Annotated in this window: 16 protein-coding genes; 7 read left to right on the top strand and 9 right to left on the bottom strand. The window is 65.2% G+C overall.

Translation table 11 applies throughout. From position 1 onward, the window contains the following. Positions 1-103 precede the first annotated feature (103 nt). Positions 104-1354 carry an Nramp family divalent metal transporter gene (locus ACZY1F_RS02200; RefSeq protein ID WP_463940026.1) on the top strand — a complete coding sequence of 417 codons (1251 nt, stop codon included), beginning with the start codon at positions 104-106 and terminating at the stop codon, positions 1352-1354. A 127-nt stretch (positions 1355-1481) separates the two neighbouring features. Here the strand turns inward: ACZY1F_RS02200 and ACZY1F_RS02195 are convergent, their stop codons facing one another. From ACZY1F_RS02195 to ACZY1F_RS02175, 5 genes are read right to left on the bottom strand one after another with little or no spacing between them, the layout of a single operon-like run. After that, on the bottom strand, positions 1482-2714 hold the full coding sequence (locus tag ACZY1F_RS02195; RefSeq protein ID WP_463940025.1) for an aminotransferase-like domain-containing protein: 1233 nt from the start codon (positions 2712-2714) through the stop codon (positions 1482-1484). Then, positions 2711-4456, bottom strand: a complete 1746-nt coding sequence (locus ACZY1F_RS02190; protein ID WP_463940024.1) for an amidohydrolase — start codon at positions 4454-4456, stop codon at positions 2711-2713. The genes ACZY1F_RS02195 and ACZY1F_RS02190 overlap by 4 nt, the downstream gene beginning before the upstream one ends. A gap of 28 nt (positions 4457-4484) precedes the next feature. Beyond that, positions 4485-5891 carry a gamma-aminobutyraldehyde dehydrogenase gene (locus tag ACZY1F_RS02185; RefSeq protein ID WP_463940023.1) on the bottom strand — a complete coding sequence of 469 codons (1407 nt, stop codon included), beginning with the start codon at positions 5889-5891 and terminating at the stop codon, positions 4485-4487. Positions 5892-5903: 12 nt separating this feature from the next. Then, positions 5904-7544: a thiamine pyrophosphate-dependent enzyme gene (locus ACZY1F_RS02180; protein WP_463940022.1), complete on the bottom strand. Its 1641-nt coding sequence runs from the start codon at positions 7542-7544 to the stop codon at positions 5904-5906. Continuing rightward, a complete protein-coding gene (locus ACZY1F_RS02175) occupies positions 7541-8872 on the bottom strand; it encodes an MFS transporter (RefSeq protein WP_463940021.1) in 1332 nt (443 codons plus the stop codon). The genes ACZY1F_RS02180 and ACZY1F_RS02175 overlap by 4 nt, the downstream gene beginning before the upstream one ends. A 180-nt stretch (positions 8873-9052) precedes the next feature. Here ACZY1F_RS02175 and ACZY1F_RS02170 point away from each other — a divergent pair, with 180 nt between their 5' ends. After that, positions 9053-10231 carry a PucR family transcriptional regulator gene (locus ACZY1F_RS02170; RefSeq protein WP_463940020.1) on the top strand — a complete coding sequence of 393 codons (1179 nt, stop codon included), beginning with the start codon at positions 9053-9055 and terminating at the stop codon, positions 10229-10231. A gap of 130 nt (positions 10232-10361) precedes the next feature. Continuing rightward, positions 10362-11045, top strand: coding sequence for a DNA alkylation repair protein (locus ACZY1F_RS02165; RefSeq protein ID WP_463940019.1), 684 nt, complete (start codon positions 10362-10364; stop codon positions 11043-11045). Between the two features lie 84 nt (positions 11046-11129). Here the strand turns inward: ACZY1F_RS02165 and ACZY1F_RS02160 are convergent, their stop codons facing one another. Beyond that, positions 11130-11324 carry a hypothetical protein gene (locus ACZY1F_RS02160; protein WP_463940018.1) on the bottom strand — a complete coding sequence of 65 codons (195 nt, stop codon included), beginning with the start codon at positions 11322-11324 and terminating at the stop codon, positions 11130-11132. 185 nt (positions 11325-11509) lie between these two features. Next, positions 11510-12052 carry a TspO/MBR family protein gene (locus tag ACZY1F_RS02155; RefSeq protein ID WP_463940017.1) on the bottom strand — a complete coding sequence of 181 codons (543 nt, stop codon included), beginning with the start codon at positions 12050-12052 and terminating at the stop codon, positions 11510-11512. 95 nt (positions 12053-12147) lie between these two features. Between ACZY1F_RS02155 and ACZY1F_RS02150 the strand changes: the two genes are divergently transcribed. The 3 genes from ACZY1F_RS02150 (at position 12148) to ACZY1F_RS02140 (ending at position 13782) form a co-directional block, all read left to right on the top strand. Continuing rightward, on the top strand, positions 12148-12480 hold the full coding sequence (locus tag ACZY1F_RS02150; RefSeq protein ID WP_463940016.1) for an ArsR/SmtB family transcription factor: 333 nt from the start codon (positions 12148-12150) through the stop codon (positions 12478-12480). Positions 12481-12493: 13 nt separating this feature from the next. Beyond that, the gene (locus ACZY1F_RS02145) at positions 12494-12991 is read left to right on the top strand and encodes an SRPBCC family protein (protein WP_463940015.1); all 498 of its coding nucleotides are present in this window, start codon (positions 12494-12496) and stop codon (positions 12989-12991) included. Positions 12992-13191: 200 nt separating this feature from the next. Continuing rightward, a complete protein-coding gene (locus ACZY1F_RS02140; RefSeq protein ID WP_463940014.1) occupies positions 13192-13782 on the top strand; it encodes a DnaJ family domain-containing protein in 591 nt (196 codons plus the stop codon). A 56-nt stretch (positions 13783-13838) separates the two neighbouring features. On the opposite strand, the gene ACZY1F_RS02135 is transcribed toward ACZY1F_RS02140, so the two are convergent. Then, the gene (locus ACZY1F_RS02135) at positions 13839-16265 is read right to left on the bottom strand and encodes a transglycosylase domain-containing protein (protein WP_463940013.1); all 2427 of its coding nucleotides are present in this window, start codon (positions 16263-16265) and stop codon (positions 13839-13841) included. Positions 16266-16493: 228 nt separating this feature from the next. On the opposite strand from ACZY1F_RS02135, the gene ACZY1F_RS02130 reads away from it, so the two are divergent. Continuing rightward, on the top strand, positions 16494-17135 hold the full coding sequence (locus ACZY1F_RS02130) for a PadR family transcriptional regulator (protein ID WP_463940012.1): 642 nt from the start codon (positions 16494-16496) through the stop codon (positions 17133-17135). 89 nt (positions 17136-17224) lie between these two features. Here the strand turns inward: ACZY1F_RS02130 and ACZY1F_RS02125 are convergent, their stop codons facing one another. Continuing rightward, a complete protein-coding gene (locus ACZY1F_RS02125; RefSeq protein ID WP_463940011.1) occupies positions 17225-18538 on the bottom strand; it encodes an ammonium transporter in 1314 nt (437 codons plus the stop codon). Between the last annotated feature and the right edge of the window lie 113 nt (positions 18539-18651).

The raw sequence follows: 18651 nt of genomic DNA, 5'->3' as shown, positions 1-18651 counted from the left end.
CGGACGCCACCGTCCAGGAGAGCCGAAGTATTACTTTTCGGCGTACCTAAACATCAGCTATCCTCGGTGGTATCAGTATGCCCCCCCGATGACGAGGACTCCGATGGCTATACCCACACTCCAAGCAGGGCCGGCAACCGGGAAGCGATGGTCCCGACTGCTGCTGATGGGACCTGCGTTCGTTGCCGCGATCGCTTACGTGGATCCAGGCAACGTTGCAGCGAACCTCACGGCGGGGGCCAGTTACGGGTATTTGCTGGTCTGGGTTTTGGTGGCCGCCAATGCTATGGCCGTGCTGGTGCAGTATCAGTCAGCGAAACTGGGCCTGGCCACAGGTCTGAGCCTTCCCGAGATCCTGGGCAAGCGGCTGGGAAACGGCCGCCGACGGCTGTACTGGGCCCAGGCTGAAGTCGTCGCGGGCGCGACGGACATGGCCGAAGTTATCGGCGGGGCCGTGGCGCTGAACCTGCTGTTCGGGCTTCCGCTGCTGGCCGGAGGGGTCATTATCGGACTTGCGTCCATGTTGCTGCTGGCGCTGCAGTCCTCCCGGGGCCAGAAGTCCTTTGAGTACGCAATCCTGATCCTCCTGGGTGTGATCGCAGTTGGTTTCGTGTCGGGGCTGTTCGTTAATCCCCCTGACGCGGGGAGCGCCCTCGGCGGCTTGCTCCCCCGCTTCGAGGGAACGGACACCGTCCTTCTGTCTGCCAGCATGCTCGGGGCGACCGTCATGCCGCACGCCATCTACCTGCATTCGGCCCTTGCCCGGGACAGGCACGGCTTTTCCGAGGACCCGGCCGAGCGGACACGGCTGATACGCGCGACCCGTTTCGATGTGGCCGGCGCCCTGATGCTTGCCGGGGTCGTCAACATCGCGATGCTCCTGCTGGCCGCGTCCAGCCTCCGTGGCATCGAGGGAACGGACACCATCGCGGGCGCCCATGCCGCCGTCACCTCCGCCCTTGGCCCGGTGATTGGGGTGGTTTTCGCGATCGGGCTGCTGGCGTCGGGTCTGGCCTCGACCTCGGTTGGCTGCTACGCGGGCGCCACGATCATGGGTGGTCTTTTGAAGCTGCGGGTACCACTGTTGACCCGCAGGGTGATCACGCTGATCCCGGCCCTGCTGATCCTTGGTGCGGGGATTGAGCCCACCGTTGCCCTGGTGCTGAGTCAGGTGCTGCTGAGCTTCGGCATCCCGTTCGCGCTGATTCCGTTGATCCGGCTGACCGGGAAACGTGAGGTGATGGGGATCCACACCGACTCGATGCCGCTGAAGATCGCGGGCTGGACCAGCGCCACGCTGATCGTGGGCCTGAACTGTGTCCTGATCGTCCTCACCATCACAGGTCAGGCCTGATACTCCTCTCTCTGGAGAGCAGTACCGTATCGGCATCGGATGCCGGCTCGCGACTTCACCGACTACGCCCCGACAACCGCCGTCACTCGCGTGTGGAGCATTTAGCCCCGCGAGCCGGAAGCGGCTTTCAGAGCCGGGCCAGCACCGGTGCGAGCCGGTGGATGCCTTCGGTGATGAGGGCGGGGCTAAGTGCGCTGAATGCCAGGCGCAGCTGATTCGATGGCGCGGTGCCCGGCGAAAACGCGGCTCCCGGAAAGAACACCACACCGGCGTCCACCGCCGTCGTGATGAGCGCCTGGGTGTCCACAGACCCAGGCAGCGTGAGCCAGGTGAAGAAGCCGCCTTCAGGCCGGGTCCAGGTGACGCCGTCGGGCATGGTCTCGGAGAGCGCAGACAGGGCGGCATCACTGCGGAGCCGATAGGCGGTACGGGACACTTCGAGCTGGCCTTGCCAGTCGTAGTCGCGGAGGTAAGCAGAAGTGAGCATCTGGTTGAAAGCTGGCGGGCACAGGGTGCTGGACTCGCCGATAATGAGGAAACGCTGCTTCAAGTGAGGCGGAACCAGCGCCCAGCCGAGCCTGAGGCCGGGAGAGAATATTTTGGAGAAGGAACTCAAATAGATGACGTCCAGGGGGTTGGCCGCCCGCATTGCAGGGAGCGCGTCGCCACGGTAGCGGAGCAATCCATAGGGGTTGTCCTCCACCACCAGGATGTTGGCGTCCCGGCAGATGTCCACTACCTGCTGCCGCCGTTCCAGGCTGAGCGTCACACCGGTTGGATTGTTGAAGTTGGGAATCGTGTAGAGGAACTTGATGTGCTTCCCCAGTCCCCGCAACGCGTGGATGCGTTCCTGCAGAGCTTCCGGGATCAGGCCGTCGGAGTCCGTCAGGACCGGTTGGACGTCCACTTCGTAGACGGAAAATGTGCCGAGGGCACCCATGTACGTGGCGTCATCGGTCAGCACCGTGTCCCCCGGATCGCAAAGAATCTTCGTCACGGTGTCCAGGCCGGACTGGGATCCGATGGTCACGGAAACGTCGCCAGGGTCGGCGTCCGTGATGCCTTCGAGGTACATGACGGTGCAGATCTGCGACCGCAGTTCCTCGGTTCCCTGCCCCGCACCGTACTGCAGCGCGCGGGAACCCTGGCCGGCGATGATGGCGGCCGCCGTCTTGCCGAGGGCTTCGAGGGGCAGTGATCCGACGTCGGGGTTTCCACCTGCCAGCGAAATAATCCCTGGCCGGGCAGCGGCGGCAAAGATCTCCCGCACGGCCGTAGATGGCGTGGGTGCCGCCCGTCGGGCCCACAGTTCCGTGTGGCCCGGGCGGACGGGCATGACCTCCGGCTCCACCACGGTCATGGTGCGATTCCCGCAGCGTCTGATGGGACGCGCTGGAGAACCTTTGGCCTGCCGTCCGTCAATTGCAGGCCAGGTGTTAGGTGCGTGAACGTGCCGCCGACGGAGGTGGCGAGCACTTTGAGTCCGGAGATATCGTCGACGGCGAGCGGAGAGCCGGACAGGACAGTGAAGTCCGCCAGTTTCCCGGGGATCAGTGCGCCCTTGATATGGGACGTGCCAGTGGCCGCGGCAGCTCCGGTGGTATAGGCCGCCAGGGCCTGAAACGGGGTCAGCCGCTCAAGCGGGTTCCCGAAGACGTTCCCTGTTGAGGTGCGCCGGTCCACGAAGGCCTGCATCCCGCGGAGCACATTGCCGTCTGCCACCGGACGGTCCGAGCTGCCGGCAACAATCACGCCGGCCGCCAGGAAGGACGCTGCCCGGTAAGCCCAGCCCAGCCGTTCCTGGCCCAGCGAGGCGGTCATTCCGTCCCCGCCGTCCGCGAAGAAGCTGGCCTGCGGGGTGACGGCGATGTCAGCCGCCGCGATCCGGGCCACCTGTTCGGGCCTGGTGATGGACGCGTGCTCAATCCGGTTGGGCACGGTCCGCGGCGCGTACTTTTCCGCGCAGTCCGTGATGATGTCAATCGCCAGATCGACCGCCCGGTCGCCGATGGCATGGGCGGCGATGGACCAGCCCGCCGCGTAGGCGGCCTCGATCCGGTTCCGCAGCGCTTCCGGATCGGCCTGGAAATACCCGGTGTTGCCGCTGTTATCGGTATGTCCGTGGCTGCAATAGGCGTCGCTGACTGCCGCCGTCTCGCCCAGCAGCGAGCCGTCCAAAAATACTTTGGCCGGCCCGAGGGACAGGAGGTCGTTGCCAAACCCGCTGTACATACCCAAATCGAGGCCAGCCGCTCCGGCCGGATCTGCGTCATGCCCCTCCAGCGGGTGGAGGGCATCCAGGACCGGCATGAGCTGCGCACGTGCGTGGAGCCTGCCGTTGGCCAGGGCGCGCTGGTAGGCGGCCAGTTCCACGGGGCTGTGTCCGATCCAGCCGCCGCCGATTCCTGCTTCGGTGAAGCTGGTGATTCCTTCCGACGCGTAGTACCGGGTCCCACGATCCAGGGCTGCCTCGATGCCATCCAGCGTATACGGCAGGATCAGCTGCTGGATCAGCTGCTGCGCCGTCTCCTGCACCAGCCCCGTGGGCCGGCCGGCGGCGTCGCGGACTATCACCCCGCCGTCGGGGTCAGGGAACGACGGCGACTCGGCACCTGCCAGCCGCAGCGCCGCGGTGTTGACCACGGCCATATGCCCCGAGTTGTGGCGGATAAACAACGGCCGGTTCCCCGTGATCCGGTCCAGTACGGCGATGTCCGGAAACTGGCCCCCATGCTGGGTCTGGCTGAAACCCGTGGCCATGAGCCAACCGGTCTGCTGGTCCGGGGTTTTCTCCCCATCGGTGGCCCCAATCGTGGCCATGTCGGCCTCCAGCAGGGCATACAGCTGGTCCAGGCCGCGGGCGGCGGCAACGTCCACTTCCGCCAGCCCCAGGCCGAACCAGGTGGTGTGGCAGTGGGCGTCGATGAACCCGGGAGTCACCGTGGCGCCGTCCAGGTCCAGGACCTCGACGGCGTCCAGCCCAAACAGGTCTTCGTCCAGGCCGACCACGCGGCCCTGCCAGATGCCCAACGAGGTGGCGTGCGGGCGACGCTCGTCCATGGTGATGATGTCCGCGTTGCGCAGCAGCAGATCGAGTTTCATGGGTTACCTAGCGGTTGGAACGGGCAGGTCAGCGGTGTGAGGTGGTGACGGATTTGATGCGGGTGTAGTCCTCGAGGCCGTAGATGGAGAGGTCTTTGCCGGTGCCGGAGTGTTTGAAGCCGCCGTGGGGGGCTTCGGCGGGGATGATTTGGTGGCAGTTGATCCAGACGGCGCCGAAGTCCAGTTCGTTGGAGACGCGGGTGACCACGCCGTGGTTGTTGGACCAGACGCTGGAGGCGAGGGCGTATTTGGTGCCGTTGGCCAGCTCAAGTGCTTCTTTTTCGGTGGTGAAGGGTTGGATGGTGAGGACGGGGCCGAAGATTTCGTCGCAGACGACTTCGTCGGTTTGGAAGACGCCGTCGATCACGGTGGGTTCGAAGTGGTAGCCGGTGCCGGTGCGTTTGCCGCCGGTGAGGATGGTGGCGTTGGCGGGCAGCCGGGTCATAAAGCCCTCGACCTGGTCCAGTTGGGCGGCGCTGTTCAGGGGTCCGAGGTCCGCACCCTCGCCGCCGGTTTTCAGGGCGGACGCGGCGTGGGCGAGGGCGGCGGCGAACTCGGCGTGGATGGATTGTTCGACGAGGACGCGGGTGATGGCGGTGCAGTCCTGCCCGGCGTTGAAGAACGCACTGAGCGCGATCTCCTGGGCGGTCTGGGCGATGTCGACGTCGGCGAAGACGATCGCGGGTGCTTTGCCGCCGAGTTCGAGGTGGACATCCTTGAGGGTTGCGGCTGCCGCGGACATGACGTGGGCGCCGGCGCGGGTGGAGCCGGTGATGGACACCATTTCCGGGATCTCGTGCTCCACCATGGCAGCGCCGGTTCCGCGGCCGCCGCAGAGGATGTTCACCACCCCGGGCGGGTAGGCTTCCTGGGCGAGTTCACCGAGGGTCAGGGTGGACCAGGGCGTGGTGTCGGCGGGTTTGAGGACCAGGGTGTTGCCCGCGGCCAGGGCGGGCCCGATCTTCCAGATCGCCATCATGAACGGGTAGTTCCAGGGTGTGATCTGGGCGACGACACCGAGCGGCTCGCGCCGGACCGTGGAGGAGAATCCCCGCACGTATTCGGTTTGTGCGGTGCCGGAGACCACCCGGCACGCACCGGCGAAGAAGCGCAGCTGGTCCGCTCCCCGCAGGATTTCGAGTTCACGGGTCACTCCCCGGGGCTTGCCGGTGCAGGCGACTTCGGCCTCAAGCAGCCGGTCCGCGTTGGCTTCGATGAGGTCAGCGAGCTTGAGCAGCATCCCCTGGCGTTCGGCCGGGGTGGTGCGTTTGTAGTTGGTGAACGCGGTGTGTGCGGCCTGGAAGGCGGCGTTGGTGGTGGCGGTGTCGCTGTCGGGGGCGGTGCCGAGCTGGACTCCGGTGGCGGGGTCGAAGAACGGCAAGGAAGCCGCAGCCGGGACGGATTGGCCGTTGATGATGTTGTTCAGGGTGATCACGGGGGGCTCCGGTCAGTTGCTGGCGGTCTGGGGTGAGCGGGTGGCAGGGTCCTGGGGCAGGTGCAGCACGGCCGGGAGCCCGGATGCGACGGCGCGGCGGAACGCGGGCGCGAAGTCCTCTGCCGTTTCGATCCGTTCGCCGTAGCCGCCGTAGGAGCGGGCCAGGGCCGCGAAGTCGGGGTTGGTCATGTGCGTGCCGGACGGGCGGCCCGGGTAGTGGGCTTCCTGGTGCTCCCGGATGGTGGCGAAGATGCCGTTGTCCACCACCAGTGCGATGAACCGGGCGCCGTGGCCCATGGCCGTGGCGATTTCCTGGCCGTTCATCATGAAGCAGCCATCCCCGGCCACGGAGATGACCTGCCGGCCCGGGTACGCCAGGGACGCGGCCACCGCCGCGGGGATGCCCATGCCCATCGCACCGTTCCGGGGTGCGGCCAGGGAGTTCGCGGCGTTGTGCTTGAGGTAGCGGGCCGGCCAGAGCGAGTGGTTCCCTGCCCCGTAGGTGATGACGGCGTCCTCGTCCATTTCCTGTTTCAGGATTTCCATCACGGCCCCGAGGTCCACATATTTTGAGTCCACTTCGTTGACCCTGTCGGGCCCGGCGGTGGAGAACTTTTCGTGGTCGGCGCGGGCCTCGGCCAGCCACCCCGCGGCCGGCTTCACCCCGGAGGCGGTCGCGGCGAGGACGGTGGCGAAGGACGCGACGTGGGCGCGGATGTGCTGATCCAGCCGGCCGAAGTGACCCAGCAGGTCAGCGTCCGCGTTGACCACTACGGTGACCGCATCCAGGCCCCGGGTGTAGCCGTCGGAGAGCACATCGGCGCGGACACAGCCGACGAAGACGATCAGGTCGGCCGCGTCCAGGCGTGCGGCGTTCGCGTCGCTGCGGGCGTAGCCCAGGTATCCGGCATAGGCGTCCGAGCCGTGCGGGACCGCATCGTAGGCGCGGAAATCAGCCAGGACAGGAACGCCGTGGCGTTCAGCCCAGCCAGCCAACGCCTCGGACGAAGCCTGGTCCCAGCCTTCGCCGCCGACCACGATCAGCGGTTTGTGCGCGGCTGCCAGGCGCTGTTCCAGCCCGGCCAGGTCCGCCGCGGCCGGTCCGGACCGTGCCACCACCCGCGGCTCCACAGTCCCGGAACCGATCGCGTGGACCAGGACATCCTCGGGCAGGCCGATGACCACCGGTCCGGGGCGGCCGCTGAGGGCGGTGAAGATCGCGTCATCGACCACCCGGGCCGCGGACGCGGCGTCATCGAGGGTGACCACTTTCTTGGCGGTGCTCCCGAACCAGGCGTTGATGTCGAATTCCTGGAAGGACTCCCGGCCACGGTCCGCGACCGGGATCAGGCCCACAAACAGGATCATCGGGGTGGCGTCCTGATGCGCGGTATGGATCGCGATGAACGCGTTCGCCGCACCCGGGCCACGGGTCACCATCGCCACCCCGGGCAACTCCGTCAACCGGCCCTCCGCGAGGGCCATAAAACCCGCCCCGCCCTCATGCCGGGTCACCACCATCTCAATGGGCGAGCCATGCAAACCATCCAACACATCCAGGAAACTCTCACCCGGAACCCCATAAACCCGCTTGATACCGGCCCGCTCAAGCTGGGCAACAATCAGATGCCCGGCAGTGGTTGTTGTGCTCAATGCTTCATACCTTCTTCTTCGATGCTGAGTGCCGGCAGGAAGATGCCGGACAGCGCGGTCATGATGGAAACCACCAGGAGGATGATGGCGCCAGGCCAGAATGAGTTGCCGCTGGCGGCAACCAGTGCGGTGGCAATCAGCGGCACGAAGCCGGAGATCACGCCGGCGCTGTTGGAGGTGATGGCTACCCCGGTGTAACGGACCTTGGTGGCGAAGAGCGAGGTCAGTGCGGTGCCGGAGACGGCGTATGGGATCGAGAGTGTGCACACGCCAACGATCATGGCCAGGATCACCAGGACCGGGTTGGCGGTGTCGATTGCGAGGAAGACCGGTACGGCGACGACAGCGGAGGCGATGCCGCCCCAGAGGATGACCTTGCTGGCGCCGTACTTCTCGCCCATGCGTCCTGCCCAGATGAGGACGAAGATCTCGAAGACCGCTGCGAGGAGCGAGCCTAGCAGGAGGATCTCGTAGGGCATCTTGAGGACCTTGGTGCCGTAGAAGACCACAAAGCTGGTGATGAGGTAGAAGCCGCCGATGCCCAGGAGCGCAGAGCAGCCGCCCACCAGGATCTGGCGCCAGCTCTTGGTCAGGACGCCTCGGATGGGGGCGTGTTCCGTTTCGCCGGACTCCATAAGTGCTTCGAACTCGGGTGATTCGCTGAGCTTGCTGCGGATCCACATCGAGATGGCCAGCAGCGGGATGGCCGCAATAAACGGGATGCGCCAGCCCCAGGCGTCGAAGTTGGTCTGGCCCACGAGATACAGCATGCCGAAGAAGCCGCCGGAGGACAGGATGGTGCCGATCGGGGAACCGATCTGCGGCAGGGCGGCGTAGCGGGCGCGCTTGGCAACGGGGGCGTTTTCGACGGCGATAATCACCGCGCCGCTCCACTCGCCGCCTACTGCCAGGCCCTGCAGGATGCGCAGCGCCACCAGGATGATGGGGGCCGCGACGCCGATGGTCGCATAGTTCGGCAGCAGCCCGATCACGCCCGTGACAACGCCGATCCCGACGATCGTGATCATCAGGATCTTCTTGCGCCCCACCTTGTCGCCCAGGGCTCCGAAGATGAAGCCACCGATGGGACGGGCCACAAAGCCCACGGCAAGGGTGGCGAAGGAACTCATCGCGGCGACGAACGGATCTGCGGAAACAAAGTACTGGGCGTTGAACACCAGGGCGGCAGCCGTGGTGAAGAGGAAGAAGTCGTACCACTCCAGCGCGGTGCCCACCAGCGCGGCCAGGGCCACCTTTCTCGTCACACGCTCGTCTACGACGCGGGGTACCGATGGTCCGAGACCAGTTGCGGGGCTGCTGCTTGCCATGCTTACTCCAAATACGGATGGTAGTGCGGATAGATTCTGCCGGCCGGGACCGGCAGAGGGCCATCGGGGCCGTTGGGGGCCCGGATGGGTGTGATGCGTCTCACCGGATTCAATTGTCTCAGTAGATCTGCTCAAATAAGTTAGCTAGCGGCAACCGAAATCGGCTTGTACGGTGTGTAAATGCACAATAATGAGGATGATGCGGTCTCGCGCAGGTGGTCGGAGCTCGTGGAACTGCTTCATGACAAGGTGGATACGCTGGCTGGGAAATTCATCACCCAAGTCCGGGAGATTCCCGAATATCGGGAGTCCACCGTTGACACCGATGAGATCATGCTGACGGCTCGGGAAACCTTCCACCGGCTGGTGAACGCCCTCAGGAGCGGCGGGAGCCGGCCCGGTGGGGAACAGGATGGCGAATTCTCTGCGGCTTTGGGTGCCAAACGTGCCCGGTCCGGAATTCCAGCCGAAGCCCTCATTTCCGCGGTGCGCTTGGACTTCACCATTCTTTGGGCAGAGCTATTGGCGATCGCTGATCCGGCAGATGCGCCCATGCTGACATCCCGGGTGGATCAGGTGTGGCGTGTTGTGGACGAGTTCGCCGCACGGACGAACGCGAGTTACCTCAATGAGCGCGTGCGCATGGCACAGGAGGAATCGAGCATCCAGAACGAGTTCATTGCGCGACTGTTCAGTGTGGCGAATCCTTCGGCGGAAACGGCCGCCCAGGTCGCGGACGCACTGGGGGTCTCAGCAGGTGCACGTTTTGGGCTCGTAGCCGCAAGTGGGGGCGCCGCCGCCCAGCTGCGAACGGCCCAGGCAAAGGCCCCGACCAGGCGCAACCAAAGGCTCTTTCTCCGGGAATCGGGCGAGATGGCCTACGTCTTCTGGCCGGTGGCAGCATCGCGGGCCGGAGACGACAAGGCTGTCATTTTCACGGTGCCCCAGGTATTTGCAGATATCCCCTGCGGTGTGGCCGAAGCGAACGGCCTGCGCGGATTGCCCAAAGCTGCGCGGACGGCTTCAAGCCTGGCGGCCCTCCTGCAGCCCGCGGACACAGGTCCACTGTCTGCCAACCAGGCGTGGCCGCGACTTGCCAAGCGGCAACTCGCGGAGTCGGGTCTGGACCTCGTGGAAGAGATCGACGCTGCGCTGGAACCGTGTCGTGGCGCGGAACGGGAAAGGCTCACGGAGGCTGCGCGGCACTTTCTTCAGTCGGGCAGCGTGGCGCTCACGGCGGAAGGGCTCTTTTGCCACCGGAACACGGTCCTCAACAGGCTCAACCGGTTTCAGGAGCTGACCGGGATTGATCTCACCGTGCCCAACCAGGTCGCGCGGCTCGTTGTGGCATGGGCATGACCCGCTGTCGCGTGCGGACGTTAGTCACCACAAACAGAAGCGGACGACGACGGGAACCTCCCGCCGTCGTCCGCTTCCGCACTGTCAGCCGTAGGCTGGAACCGACAAATGGGTGACCGAAAGGGTGACAATGTCGGAGACGATAACGGCCGGGCTGCTGGGCGAGGTCATGGCCGAGCTGGCTGAGCTTGATGACCCGAAGGTGCGCGAGGCGAACCAGAAGCGCGGCGACGACCACGGGGTGAACCTGTCCAAGATGCGCGCTGTCGCCAAGCGGCTGAAGACACAGCAGGAACTCGCGCGCGAGCTCTGGGCCACGAACGACACTCCGGCCAGGTTGGTGGCGCTGCTGATCTGCCGGCCCAAGGCCTTCGAACGCGACGAACTGGACACCATGCTCCGCGAGGCGCGGGCCCCCAAAGTGCAGGACTGGCTGGTGAACTACGTCGTGAAGAAGAGCCCGCACGCGGAGGAGCTGCGCGTGGCCTGGACGGCGGACCCGGATCCGGTGGTGGCCAGCGCCGGTTGGGCCCTGACCAGCGAGCGGGTGGCGAAGAAGCCCGCGGGGCTGGACCTCCCGGGGCTGCTGGACACCATCGAGGCGGAAATGAAGGACGCCCCCGGCCGGCTGCAGTGGGCGATGAACCACACGCTGGCCTTCATTGGCATTGAGCACGCAGAGCACCGGGCCCGCGCGCTCGATATCGGCGAACGCCTTGAGGTCCTCAAGGACTATCCGACGCCGCCGAACTGCACCTCACCGTTCGCGCCGGCCTGGATCAACGAGATGGTGAGCCGCCAGGACCGGGCGTAAGGATGTTTGCCCGGAAGCAAAACGGAAGCGGACGACGCCGGGAAACTCCCGCCGTCGTCCGCTTTAGTTTGAGCTGTCAACCGATCAGACGGTGGCGAGCTGGCGTTCCTGGCTACGGACGCTGACCGTGAAAGTGTTGGGGCCGCTGCACTGGACCGCGATGCGGCATTTGGTGGTGTTTGCCTTGACCGAGAGATCGTGCACAACGCTCTCCAGGGTGTGCTCAACCGCAGACCGGTCCCAGATTTTCAGCGTGATGGAGTGGTTATCAAACGTCATTGTCAGTACTTTCGCTCATGCAGTTAACGGCTCCGCGTCGTCCTTGAGGGGGCCGCATCCTCGTCGGTGAGGATTGCTGATCTTGGTAGTGCGGGAACGAGGTCCCGATCTCATGCTTCATGGTGGCCGCTGACATTTGCAACCGAAATGGCGAAAGTGTGAGCGATTACACGCTCGCGCCGCGCTTAGTTACTGACGGCGGCGTAAAGGTTCAGGGACGCCGAAAACACCAGCCACGATACGTTCGGCAGCATCAGGACGCCGGCCGTTTGGCTGATGGGTCCGAAGCGCAGAACTGTCAGGACCGCTGTGAGCGTGAGGGCGGCGAGGACGGCCAGTGCCAGCCAGAGCGCCGCGGTGCCCAGCGCGGGATACAGCCCGAAGAACGTCATGGGCCAGAGCAGATTCAGTGCCAGCTGGAGCCCGTACAGCGTGAGTGCGTGACGGCGGGGGAGGCGCCGCTGCCGCCACACCAGCCAGGCCGCTACGGCCATTGCCGCGTACAGGACCAGCCAGACGGACGCGAACATCAGCCCGGGAGGCGTCCAGGGAGCTTTGTCCGCCAGGGCGTACCAGCCGCCCGTCGCCGCGCGGACCGGGAGGGATCCCACGAACGAGACGGACCAGGAGAGCGCGAGGAAGCCGATCAGGGCGGCGAACTGCCGCCATGCTGATGGCCCGTCCGGGGCGTCCGGATCCGGGGTGTCGGTGGGGATGGTGGCAGGCACTGACCCACTGTGGGCAATGGCGGGCACCCGCGTCAAACCGGGAGGCCGCGGAGGTCCCTTGACACCTCCCTGCCCCGGGCGTATCTTACAACCAAATGGTTGTAGATCAGCTCAAAGATGCGGACCTTGACCGCCTGTTCCAGGCGCTCGCGGACACCACCCGGCGGGACATTGTCCGGCGGGTGACAGCGGGGGAGTATTCCGTCTCCGGCCTCGCCGCCCTCTACGCCATGAGTTTCGCCGCCGTCCAGAAGCACGTGGCGGTGTTGGAACGGGCTTCCCTGGTAACGAAGGAGAAGCGCGGAAGGGAGCAGATCGTGCGGGGTAACCACGAAGGACTGCAGAAGGCCCGCCGGCTGCTCGACGAGTATGAGGCGATCTGGCGGCAGCGTGCCGGGCGGATCGCGGACATTCTGGCTGAAGGATAAGGAAGGTACGGCAATGCCTGTTATCAGTTCCACCAAGAATCTCGAGGCACTCAGCCTCACCCTCGTCGCCGAGTTCGACGCCGCCGTGGAACGCGTCTGGCAGATCTGGGAAGACCCGCGGCAGCTCGAGCGCTGGTGGGGTCCGCCCAACTATCCGGCCACGTTTGAGGCGTTCGACTTCCAGCCCGGCGGGAAGGCCGACTATTACATGACCACGCCCGAAGGCGAGAAGCCCCGAGGCTGGTGGAAATTCAGAACCATCGAGGCGCCGCGCAAGCTCGAATTTGATGACGGCTTCGCCGACGAAACCGGAGCGCCCGTGGATGCCATGGGCAGTGCCCATGCCGCTGTTGACCTCGAGGATCTTGGTGGCCGCACCCGGATGACCATCATGTCCACGTTCGACTCCGAGGAGCAGATGGAAGAAATGGTCAAGATGGGCATGGAGGAAGGCATGAGGGAAGCCGCGGGTCAGATCGACGCCGTCCTCTCAGAGCACGCCCGCGCCTGACATCGTCCGGGCAGCGACGACAACCAGCCCATCCACCTGGGCTGACCCACTCTTCAGCGCGAAAGGACACTTGGAGCCCCAGGATCCGCGGGGCCGAAAGTGTCCTTTCGCGCATGGGGGTGGTGACGTCCTCGTTGAAACCTGACGTCCGCGTCTGAATACTGGAAGTCACGAGTCTTTCGGCAGAAGGGTGGCGGATCATGGGCGGCGATAGTGCTTTCAAACGCCGGCTGGAACGGGCTGCAGAAGTGCGCTCCTACCGCGGTGCCGGGATCCGTGCCGACGAGGAGGCCGAGCTCGAGGCCGCCGAAGCCAAGGATCGGGATATTCGCAAGAAGGTGGACGATGCCCGGCGGGCGGAGTACCTGATCCGGGACGCCATGGCCCAGGGCAAGTTCGACAACCTCAAGTACGCCGGCAAGCCCATCCCCGGTCTGGGGGAGGCCTACGATCCTGACTGGTGGGTCAAGGGCCTGATCCGGCGCGAGAACATCAGCGGGCTGGGGCCCAAAGCCATCCTGCTCCGCACCGAAGACGCCGAACTGGACGGGCGGCTTGATGCCCAGTCCACCGAAAAGCAGGTCCGGGACATCCTCGCTGACTTCAACGCCCGGGTGATCGACGCCCGGCGGCAGCTCCAGGGCGGTCCGCCCGTCGTCACCAAAACGCGCGACGTCGAAACGGAGGTGACGCGCTGGCGCGAACGTCGTGCTACCCGCGCACAGGATGCCCCGTCCGAACAGGAACCGAAGCGTTCCTGGTGGCACCGACTCTGGCGCGGCACCACTTAGGGGACGGACGACGGCGGAGCCTCCCGCCGTCGTCGGCTCTCAGGGGCTGCATCTCGTCAGGGCCGGCCCTCCGGGAAGCCGTTCGCCGGCGGAAGGCCCGGATTCTCGGGCGGCGGCAGGACAGGCGCGGGCTCAGGAGCAGGAGGTGGCTCTGGAGCTGGAGCTGGAGCTGGAGCAGGAGCTGGCGCGGGCGGTGGCTCTGGAGCTGGCACGGGAGCAGGAGGTGGCGCGGGCGGTGGGACTGGAGCGGGAGCAGGAGCAGGAGCGGGGGCTGGTGCGGGCGCCGGAGCGGGAGCAGGCCTGGGTGCGGCCGGGGCGGGAGTCGGTGTCGGTGGGGCCACCATTGACGCTGGCGGCGGCGGGAACGGATTTGCTGGGTAGAGCGGGGCGGCCTTGAGCATGTAGTTGACCCACTGCGGTCCCGCGACCATGTAGCCGTCCAAGCGCGGGTAGAACTGACCGTTTACGGTGACGTTCTGGCCGGGGCGGTTCTGGCCGTCCAACGCATCGCCGAAGAAGGACGCTGTGGCCAGCCCCGAGGTATAGCCCACCACCCAGGTGGAGCCGTTGTTGTTGGACGTACCGGTCTTGGCGGCAACTGGCATGAGTGTGTGGATTTTGGGGTTGATCCACACGCCCGAGCCGACCTTCAGCACGTCCTGAAGCACCGCGTTGACGCCACGGGCAACCTCCGGTTTGACGGCGTCGCGGCACTCGCTGGCCTGGACCGGAAACTTCCCGCCCGTCACGTCCGTCACCTCAAGCACGGCGACAGGAGAGCAGTAGCGTCCGTCGTTCGCGAAGGTGGCGAAAGCGTTGGCCAGGTGGACCGGGGCGACGCCGATGGCCCCGAGCAGATTGCCCAGCTGATGCATATTGATCTGGGCACCATCCAGTCCGCTGTGCAGCCCCACGGTGTCCACCATCTTCTGGATACCGCAGAAGTCGAGCTGGGTAGCCTCAGCGAACGTGGCCGTGTTGATGGAGTTGTACAGCCCGTAATTCACGGGCATGGGACGGTAATAGCCCTCGTCAGCATTCTGCAGGTCATCGGCGGCGCCCAGCTCGGGGTTGTTCTGGGCCGTACTGTAGGCGCCCAACACCTTTCCGCAGCTGGAGCGCCACGGGAAGCCCAGCGGATACACCCGGCGGGAGGCGTCCACCACGCCTGTCAGTGACTTGCCCTCGTTCAGCCACTCGGCAAACGTGAAGGGCTTCATGGTGGAGCCGGGCTGGAATCCGCCCGCCCCGTTGAGGTCATTGCCTTGCGGATCATGGGAATCCACATTGAAGTTCAGCTGGGTGTCGAACCTACCTTCGGCCGGCAGGAATACCGTGTTCTGCGCCATTGCCAGGATCTTCCCCGTCCCCGGCTGGATCGAGACCAGGGACGCGCCCCAGCGGTCGGGATTCGCTCCGGCGGTGCTGTCAACCTGTGCCTGGGCCGCCGCCTGGAGCCGGCTGTCCAGCGTGGTGACAATGGTGAGCCCGCCACGGAACAGCTTGCGCTCGCGCTCGATCAGGGTTGTGCCGAAGGCCGGGTTGTTCAGGATCAGATGCGAAACGTAGTCGCAGAAGTAGGGTGCCATCTGGGCATTGGCGCAGCCCTGCTTCCCTGGACTGAGCTTGAGTTCGATGGGCGTGGCCGCGGCGGCGTCGTGGTCCGCCTGGGTGATCTTGCCCAGGGCCAGCATCTCGGAAAGAACCTGGTTCCGGCGGTTCGTGGCATGCTCCGGATTGACCGCGGGGTTGTAGTAGCTGGGGCTGTTGACCAAGCCGGCCAGCAGGGCGGCCTGCGGCAGCGTGAGGTCTCCAGCCCCGGTGCTGAAGAAATACCGGGCCGCCGCCTCGACTCCGTAGGCCTCGCGGTTAAAGAACACGATGTTCAGGTACCCCTCGAGGATCTGGTCCTTGCTGAACTTCTTCTCCAGCGCAATGGCCAGCTTCATCTCGCGGAGCTTGTCCCCGAGGCTCTTCTGGCCGCTGAGGATGACCTCGTCGGTTTTGTCCTGGGACACGAACGACTCGTTGATCACGTTGGTGACGTACTGCTGGGTAATCGTGGAGGCGCCCTGCCTGCCCTCACTCGTCAGGTTGAAGATTGCAGCCCGGAGAATCCCTTGCGGGTCAATGCCCGGGTGCTCATAAAAGCGGCTGTCCTCGATGGCTACGATGGCATCCCGGATGTAAGGGGATATCCGGTCCAGGGGGATTTTGATCCGGTTCTCGGAATAAAACGTGGCGAGCGGCTGGCCGTCAGAGGTGAGGACTTTGGTGGACTGCGACGGCGGCGAAACGATCAGTTCCGAGGGCAGATTTTCAAAGTAGCTGATGGATGTGCTGACTCCGTAGCCGACAGTCGCAACAGCAGGGACAACCAGGCTTGCGGCCAGGACGCCGCACGTTGCGCTCGCCACAAAGAATCCGATGACCCCTCCCAGGGCCCTGGCCAGACGATGCTCGCGTTTCTTCTTCTTCGCCATTGTTCAGCTCTCAAGCTAGCGACGTGTGATCAGAATACGCCGTGGGACGTGCTGCATCCAGATGTTGGGCGAACCGATGCCAAGCCGGTACTTCATTGCAAAAATGTCTTTCTCGAGTCTTGTCAGACGATAGTTACCGATATATCGTTAAGTGTCGGTGAGTAGTTGACCGATAACCATTCAATAAGAGCAGAGCAGTCAAGAAGACAGAGAAGGGACGATGCCACCATGAAAGGCATTCACGACGACAAGTTTTTGGAACCGCCGTTCGGGCGCGAACAGTTCGATCGGGGACGATTTGAGCGCGGCAGAGGGCGGCGTGGGCCGCACGGGCACCGGGGGGGAGGATTCGGACCGGGCTTCGGGCCGCGGGGAGGATTTGGTCCCGGGTTTGGACCGGGCGGAGGGTTTGGTCCCGGATTTGGGCCCGGTCCCCGGCGGGCAAGCAGGGGTGACGTCCGTTGGGCCATCCTGTCCCTGCTGGCCGAGGCCCCGTCCAACGGTTATGGCCTGATCAAGACCATCGCGGAGAAAACGTCCGGCGCATGGCGGCCCAGCCCGGGGTCGATTTACCCGACGCTCCAGCAGTTGGTGGACGAGGACCTCATTGCGCCCCTCAGTGAGGGCCGGCGGACCGACTTCACCCTCACTGAGGCGGGCAAGGCCTACGTGGCCGAGCATGCGGAGGAGTTGGAGAACGCGTGGAACAGCGATGCGGAAGGATCGGGGCCAGCGTTTCACCAGAGTGTGGGCAAGCTGATGGGAGTCATACATCAGTTCCGCTCGGCAGCCACGGAAGAACAGCGCAATGCCGCGGTGGAAAAGCTCGACGAAACACGCCGCGCGCTTTACCAGATCCTGGCCGACTGAGCCCTGCCAGGTCAGACGGCTGGGCCCGCTCACGTCAAACTGAACGGGCTCAACCGGAGGCGCCAGAAAGCGTTTATCAGCCTCTGTCCTTAGGCGAAGGTGTCTTCCTTGGCGGGAGCGGCTTCAGTAATGGCAGCAACTGCTGGCGGCCGGTGGCCCAGCGGGTTGAAGTGGCTCCCCAAGCCGCCGAAGGCGTAGGCGGTCTCGGCGTGCTCTGAGAGGTCCACCCCGGCCATCTCGGCCTCGTGGGTCACCCGGAACCCGATGGTCCTGTTGATGGCCCGGCCGATCACCAGGGTCACGCCACCGGAGAGAACTACCGTGACCACCACTGCCACAGCCTGTGCCGTCAGCTGCTGGAGGCCGCCGCCGTAGAAGAGGCCACCGCCCTGGCCGTCCACGGGGAGGGCGACGAAGCCCAGGGCGAGTGTACCGATCAGCCCGGCGCCGAGGTGGACTCCCACCACGTCCAGGGAATCGTCAAGACCAAACCGGTACTTCAGGTCAACAAACACACAGCAGGCTGCCCCGGCCACCAGGCCCAGGCCGATGGCGGCCACTGGACTGATGTTGGCGCAGGACGGTGTGATGGCCACCAGGCCAGCGACAACACCCGAGGCTGCGCCCAGTGACGTGGGGTGGCCGTGGCGGATCTTTTCGGTCAGCAGCCAGCTGAGCATGGCCGCGGCCGGGGTGACCAGGGTGTTGATCCAGATCAGGCCGGCCTGCTCCGCGGTGGTGGCGGCGCCGCCATTGAACCCGAACCAGCCGAACCACAGGATGGCCGCGCCGAGCATGATGAAGGGGACATTGTGCGGGCGGTGGCTGGGATCCTTGGCGAAGCCGTGCCGCTGGCCAACCACCAGGGCCAGGACCAGGGCTGCTGTGCCCGAACTGATTTCCACCACTGCACCGCCGGCGAAGTCGATGACCTGGCCGAAGGCCTCGGTGAGGGCTCCGCCGGCGCTCATGAGCCCGCCGCCCCAGATCATGTAGGCGAGGGGGCAATAGACCAGCGTGACCCACAGCGGCACAAACACTGCCCAGGCGCTGAACTTGGCGCGGTCCGCGATGGCGCCGCTGATGAGGGCCACGGTGATGATGGCGAAGGTGGCGCTGAAGCCGGCCTTGATGAGGTCAGGGGAACCCATGAGGTTCTGGAGCCCGAAGTTGGCGAAAGGGTTGCCAAAAATACCCAGGATTCCCTCGCCGGTGGTCATCGAGTAACCCCACAAGACCCACACCACGCCTACGATGCCGGCGGAGATGAAGCTCATCATGATCATGTTCAGCGCTGCCTTGGCGCGCGTCATGCCGCCATAGAAGAGACCGAGTCCGGGTGTCATGAACAGCACCATTGCCGCCGCGATCATCATCCAGACGTGTTGCGCACTGATCTCCACCGGTGGGTCCCTTCCATTGATCCTGAATACGGGGACTTCCTGTGTGGCCCGCGCAATCCCCCCGATCAATATTTGTCGCCGTGTGTTTCCGTATGCGCTTCGCCACGTTGCGT

The organism is Pseudarthrobacter xylosi (assembly GCF_055412765.1).
The sequence above is the reverse complement of the archived record's forward strand: the minus strand, read 5'-3'. Positions and strand labels throughout refer to the sequence as shown.

Bases quoted from the DNA above. Each gene is read 5' to 3' on its own strand.
- ACZY1F_RS02135 (WP_463940013.1), bottom strand. From the start codon at position 16,265: ATGGCGAAGAAGAAGAAACGCGAGCATCGTCTGGCCAGGGCCCTGGGA.
- ACZY1F_RS02200 (WP_463940026.1), top strand. From the start codon at position 104: ATGGCTATACCCACACTCCAAGCAGGGCCGGCAACCGGGAAGCGATGG.
- ACZY1F_RS02145 (WP_463940015.1), top strand. From the start codon at position 12,494: ATGCCTGTTATCAGTTCCACCAAGAATCTCGAGGCACTCAGCCTCACC.
- ACZY1F_RS02160 (WP_463940018.1), bottom strand. From the start codon at position 11,324: ATGACGTTTGATAACCACTCCATCACGCTGAAAATCTGGGACCGGTCT.
- ACZY1F_RS02140 (WP_463940014.1), top strand. From the start codon at position 13,192: ATGGGCGGCGATAGTGCTTTCAAACGCCGGCTGGAACGGGCTGCAGAA.
- ACZY1F_RS02175 (WP_463940021.1), bottom strand. From the start codon at position 8,872: ATGGCAAGCAGCAGCCCCGCAACTGGTCTCGGACCATCGGTACCCCGC.
- ACZY1F_RS02170 (WP_463940020.1), top strand. From the start codon at position 9,053: ATGCACAATAATGAGGATGATGCGGTCTCGCGCAGGTGGTCGGAGCTC.
- ACZY1F_RS02150 (WP_463940016.1), top strand. From the start codon at position 12,148: ATGGTTGTAGATCAGCTCAAAGATGCGGACCTTGACCGCCTGTTCCAG.
- ACZY1F_RS02165 (WP_463940019.1), top strand. From the start codon at position 10,362: ATGTCGGAGACGATAACGGCCGGGCTGCTGGGCGAGGTCATGGCCGAG.
- ACZY1F_RS02190 (WP_463940024.1), bottom strand. From the start codon at position 4,456: ATGAAACTCGATCTGCTGCTGCGCAACGCGGACATCATCACCATGGAC.
- ACZY1F_RS02130 (WP_463940012.1), top strand. From the start codon at position 16,494: ATGAAAGGCATTCACGACGACAAGTTTTTGGAACCGCCGTTCGGGCGC.
- ACZY1F_RS02195 (WP_463940025.1), bottom strand. From the start codon at position 2,714: ATGACCGTGGTGGAGCCGGAGGTCATGCCCGTCCGCCCGGGCCACACG.